At 66.4% G+C, this 4,945-nt stretch carries 4 protein-coding genes; all 4 read left to right on the top strand.

The genetic code is table 11. The features are described 5' to 3' along the window. Positions 1-62: 62 nt before the first annotated feature. Positions 63-1,103 carry a 23S rRNA (adenine(2503)-C(2))-methyltransferase RlmN gene (rlmN, locus tag Q4C89_RS13895; RefSeq protein ID WP_303103220.1) on the top strand — a complete coding sequence of 347 codons (1,041 nt, stop codon included), beginning with the start codon at positions 63-65 and terminating at the stop codon, positions 1,101-1,103. Between the two features lie 161 nt (positions 1,104-1,264). Continuing rightward, positions 1,265-3,064, top strand: coding sequence for a tetratricopeptide repeat protein (locus Q4C89_RS13890; RefSeq protein ID WP_303103219.1), 1,800 nt, complete (start codon positions 1,265-1,267; stop codon positions 3,062-3,064). Next, on the top strand, positions 3,061-4,269 hold the full coding sequence (locus Q4C89_RS13885; RefSeq protein ID WP_303103218.1) for an SPOR domain-containing protein: 1,209 nt from the start codon (positions 3,061-3,063) through the stop codon (positions 4,267-4,269). Before Q4C89_RS13890 ends, Q4C89_RS13885 begins: the two co-directional genes overlap by 4 nt. An 8-nt stretch (positions 4,270-4,277) precedes the next feature. Continuing rightward, on the top strand, positions 4,278-4,945 hold a 668-nt coding region (locus Q4C89_RS13880; RefSeq protein ID WP_303103217.1), incomplete at its 3' end, for a redox-sensing transcriptional repressor Rex.

Genomic DNA, 4,945 nt, shown 5'->3' with positions numbered 1-4,945 from the left:
CCCGTTCCACTCGGCAGAAAGGGGCCACAAAGATTTTATTCAAAATGCTCTAAACTGCCGTGATGCCTCTGCTTCTCGACCTGCACCCCGACGAATACCCGCTGGAAGGCTTCCGGCGAAAACAGCTGCTCGAATGGGTGTTCGTGCAGGGCGTCGGCACATTCGACGCGATGACCAACCTGCCCGCGCCGCTGCGTGCCGAACTTGCCGCCGAGTACCGCCTCAACCCCTTCGCCGACATCGAAACGGTTCGCAGTCAGGACGGCTCGGTCAAGTACCTCTTTACCCTGCTCGACGGTCGCCAGATGGAAGCGGTCTACATGCCCTACCTCGACCGCAAGACCATCTGTGTCTCGACGATGGTGGGTTGCCCGGCCCGCTGTGCCTTTTGCGCGACGGGCAAGATGGGCTTCGGGCGCAACTTGACCCCCGGTGAAATCGTGGGTCAGGTGCTGGCGGTGGCCGGGGGCGAGGGCATTTCGCCGCGTGAAATTCGCAATCTGGTGTTCATGGGCATGGGCGAGGCAATGCTGAACTACGACAACAGCATGGCAGCGGCCCGCGTGTTGCTGCACCCCGACGCCCTGGGCATGAGCAAGCGCCGCGTGACCCTCTCGACTGTGGGCATCGCCAAGGGCATTCGCCGCCTCGCCGAAGAGGACGACCTGGGCATCAAGCTCGCCATTTCGCTGCACGCGCCCGACGAGGAAACCCGCCAGCGCATTATCCCGACGGGCGCGGCCAACTCCATCGAGGAAATCATGGCGGCGGCGCGTGACTATCAGGCGGTGACCGGACGCCGCATCACCATGGAATACACCATGCTGCGCGGCATCAACGACCATCTGTGGCAGGCCGACCTGCTGGCCGACCGCCTGGCCGGACTGGTCAGCCACGTCAACCTGATTCCCATGAACCCCTGGGACGGCTCGGACTTTGTCAGCAGCACCGAGGAACAGATTCAGGCGTTCTACGACCTGCTTCAGAGCCGGGGGGTAGACGTGTCGGTGCGGCGCTCACGCGGCAAGGATGCGGGCGCGGCCTGTGGGCAACTGGCACTCAAGCGGCCCGGCGCCCGCTCGGGTCAATTCGGCGTGGCCTGACATGTCGGATTGTTTTCCACAGGTCGCCGGGAGGGAGTTTCTTTCGATGGCAGACCGTGAGAAAATTGAGCGACGGTTCAGTGCTTTATCCAGGTGGTAAGGGTTGTGCAAGATTGGCATCTTTAGTCTGGTCTTGTCCGTCTTCTCAGGAGGCTCTATTCATGCATTTTTCCTCTGACGCTCCCCGGTTTGTGGCCGCCCGCCTTGTGCTCGGTGTGGCCCTGGCCTGCGGCGCGAGCGCTCACGCCCAGACCCTGATTGATACTTCGGCAGCGATAGGGGTGCAGAACACCCTCAACCAGATTCAGCCCGGCGTCACCCAGGTGCCCGGCAGCATGTCGGTGCAGTTCGACGCCTGTCAGATGGCCCCCGAACTTTGTCAGAACGGGCAATCGGTCACGGCTCCGGCCCAGCCTGCCACCAGCCAACCTGCCGCTCAGCCTGCCGCGACTCAGTCGGTCTCGTCCCAGTCGTCCGCAGCGCAGCCCGCCACGGCTGTCCCGACTGCGGCAACTCCGGCGCAGCAGGCAGGGCAGGCCCAGGCCGGGACTCCGGCGGTCACGGTCGTGCCCCTGACGCCGCAGCAACAGACCCAGTTGCAGGTGGCCCGCCGCAGCCTCTCGGAGGGCAAGTACGCCCAGGCCCGTTCGCAGTTCGAGAACCTCATCGTCTCCAACTACAACAACCCGGAGCCGCATTTCGGGCTGGGACTGGTGCTCTACAACCTGGGCGATCTGCGCGGCGCAGCGTTCGAGTTCGGACAGTTCATGCGCTTCGCTCCGGGGCGCTACGAAGGGCCGTACAACCTGGGGGTCATCGCCACCCGCGAGGGCCGCTATGCCGAGGCGCTCAAGCTCTACACCGAGGCCCTGACCCTCGCCGGAACCACGGCCCCCAGTGGCCCGCGCCAGCAGATCCTCAAGGCGCTTGCCAGCGAACAGTCCCGCGCCAGGGACTACAACGGACTGGCCGCCACCTATGCCGCCCTGCGTCAGGCCGACCCCACGAACCTGGAATACGTCTACCGCAATGCCCAGGCCCTGTTCCTGGCAGGCAGACTTGACGAGGCGTTGCCCGCCACCTATGCCGTGCTGGAGCGCAAAGGCAGCAGTGTGCAGGCCGCGCTGCTCCTCGCCGACATCTACGCCGCTCAGGGGCTGCCCGACCGGGCAGTGCGCGAACTCAATTCGGCGGCAGCTCGCGTGCTGACGGGCAGTGACCGGGCCGAACTGCTGCTGCACAAGTCCGACCTGCTGCTGGGGCAAAAAGACTTGCGTGGCGCACTTCAGGCCGCCAGCGACGCCCGGCGCGAGGACACCCGCAGCGTGCGCGCCTACGCCCGTGAAGCCGAGATTCAGACCCAGCTCGGCAACCGCGCCGAAGCCATCAAGGCATATCAGGCCGCGCTGAAACTCGCCCCCAAGTCGGCGGCTTACCGGGCCGACCTCGCCACCCTCTATCTCGCCGCCAACCAATACAAGGAAGCCGGGGCCGAGGCTGCCCAGGCCCTCAAGTTGACCCCCGACGCCGCGACCCAGGCCAAGGCCCAGTATGTTCAGGGCGTGTCGGCCTACCGCCAGGGACAGTATGCCCAGGCCCGCAACCTGCTCAATTCGAGCGTGCTGGCCGTTCCCAACGCCGATACGCTGCTGTGGCTGGGCCTGAGCTATTACGGTTTGGGCGACTATCCGTCGGCTGTGTCGGTGCTGAGCGAGAGCGTCAAGCTCAAGCCCACGGCCACCGCCCGGCAAAACCTCGCGTCGGCGCTGCTGGCGACGGCCCGCTACACCGAGGCCGAAGCCCTGTTGCGCGGTCTCGTGACCGACGAACCCAAGAATGCCGAGGGCTGGTATCTGCTGGGTCTTTCGCAGCAGGCCCAGAAGCGCCCTGACGATGCCCGCCAGTCGTTCAAGACGGCGGCCAACCTGGGTGAAGCGCGTGCCAAGGAAGCCCTGAAGTGACTGGACGGCGCAGCAGCTCTACGCCGGATGCCCCCGCGACCCCACGCCTGACGTGGCGTTGGCCCGAACTGCTGGTGGGTGCCTTGTCCCTGGCTGTCGTTGCCGGACTGGGGGGCCTGCTCCTGAGCGAGCGCCTCGGCCCCCGGCAGACCGCCGACACGCAGCCGCAGGTCGTCACCTCGGTCATTCCGTCTTCGCCGGGAACGGTGACGCAAGCGGCGACCCCGGCAGCCTCTCCTCCGGCGGGCACCTCGACTTCGGAGAGCCAGAGTGCCCAGGCGGGCAGCATTCCGCCTGCGCCCGCGTCCCCGCCCGTCGCTAAGATTCCCCCGCCAGTTCTGCCGAAACCTGAGCCGATTGCGGCTCCGCCCCCGGTTCAGACCCCGACCACGGCAGCGCCGACCCAGCCTTCGACGCAAAATCAGGGGCAGAGTCAGGCCCCAGCGCAGGGTCAGCCTCCTATCAACTCTGCGACCCCGGCCCAAACCACGGCTCAGACCCCGGCAACGGCGACCCAGCCGAGCGAACCTGCCACGCCGACAGCCGTGCCCCGTGCAGGTGGAGCCGTCGCGCCCAGTGAGCAGCGCACGCCTCTGCGCAGCGACTACCGCGTCATGCTCGGCACGTTCGGCAGCCGGGCCAGTTTGCAGGCGGCGACGGCACAGGTCTCGGCCCTGGGTTACACGGTCTACGCCATTGCCCTGGGCAACCAGTTCGTGGCGCAGGTGGGGCCCTACGCGAACGAGGCTGCCGGGCGCGAGGCCGTCGCCGACATCCGGCGGGTGTACGGGCGGGCCGAGCTGTACCTGCCGCGTGGTCAGACGCCGAGTGCTGCCGCGACAGAGCCGGAACCCCAGACCTCACAGACCCAGGCGCCCGCTGCCGAGGCGACTCCACCCGTGTCCAGCGCCCCGGCTCAGGAAACGACGCCCGAGCCCGAGCCTGCCGAGCCGCCTGTGGCCGCTCCCGCGACCCCCGCACCCGCTCCGAGTGGCCCGACCTACCTTCAGGTGGGAGCCTTCAACAACCCCGAAGGTGCCCAACGGTTCGTGGAGCAGTTGCGTGCCCAGGGGTTCACCCCCTCGGTCAATGCGCCAGCGGGCGGCAAAGTTACCGTGCTGGTCGGCCCCTTCAACGAGAACGCATTGCTTGAGGCAGAGGGGCGGCTCGACCGCGCTGGCCTGGACCATTTCCGCCTGCGTTGAGGTTCGTGATGCCTGACATTCCGACCGCCACCATCAGCCGACTGGTCACCTATGTTCGCATTCTGGAAGACCTGGAAACCCAGGGCACCCAGCGGGCGAGCAGCGGCGAGCTGGCCCGGCTGGCGGGCGTCACCCCGTTTCAGGTTCGCAAAGACTTGGCCTATTTCGGGCGCTTCGGCACGCGGGGAAGGGGCTACACCGTGGCCTTGCTCAGGCGCAAGTTGCTGACGGTGCTGGGGCTAGACCGCACTTGGAACGTGGTCATTGTCGGCATGGGTCGGCTGGGGCACGCCATCGCCAACTATCCGGCGGCGAGCGATTACCGCTTTCAGAACGTCGGTTTGTTCGATGTGTCGCCCGCCATCGTGGGTCGTGAAGTGCGTGGCCTGACCATTCAGCACATGAATCAGCTCGGGGCTTTCGTGCAGGCGGTGGCCGACACCCCGCGCCGGGTGGACATGGGCTTTCTGGCCGTGCCGCCCGAACAGGCCCAGGCCGCCGCCCAGAGTCTGGTCGAGGCGGGGGTCAAGGGCATCCTGAACTTCGCTCCGGTGGTCATCCAGACCAAGAATCTGCATTTGCCCGAACCCCTGGCCCTCGGTGGGCAAGAAGTGAAGATAGAAAACGTGGATTTTCTGGCCGGAATGAAACGACTCGCTTTTTACATGCTTGAGCC

The organism is Deinococcus sp. (assembly GCF_030523985.1).
Taxonomy (GTDB): domain Bacteria; phylum Deinococcota; class Deinococci; order Deinococcales; family Deinococcaceae; genus Deinococcus.
The sequence above is the reverse complement of the archived record's forward strand: the minus strand, read 5'-3'. Positions and strand labels throughout refer to the sequence as shown.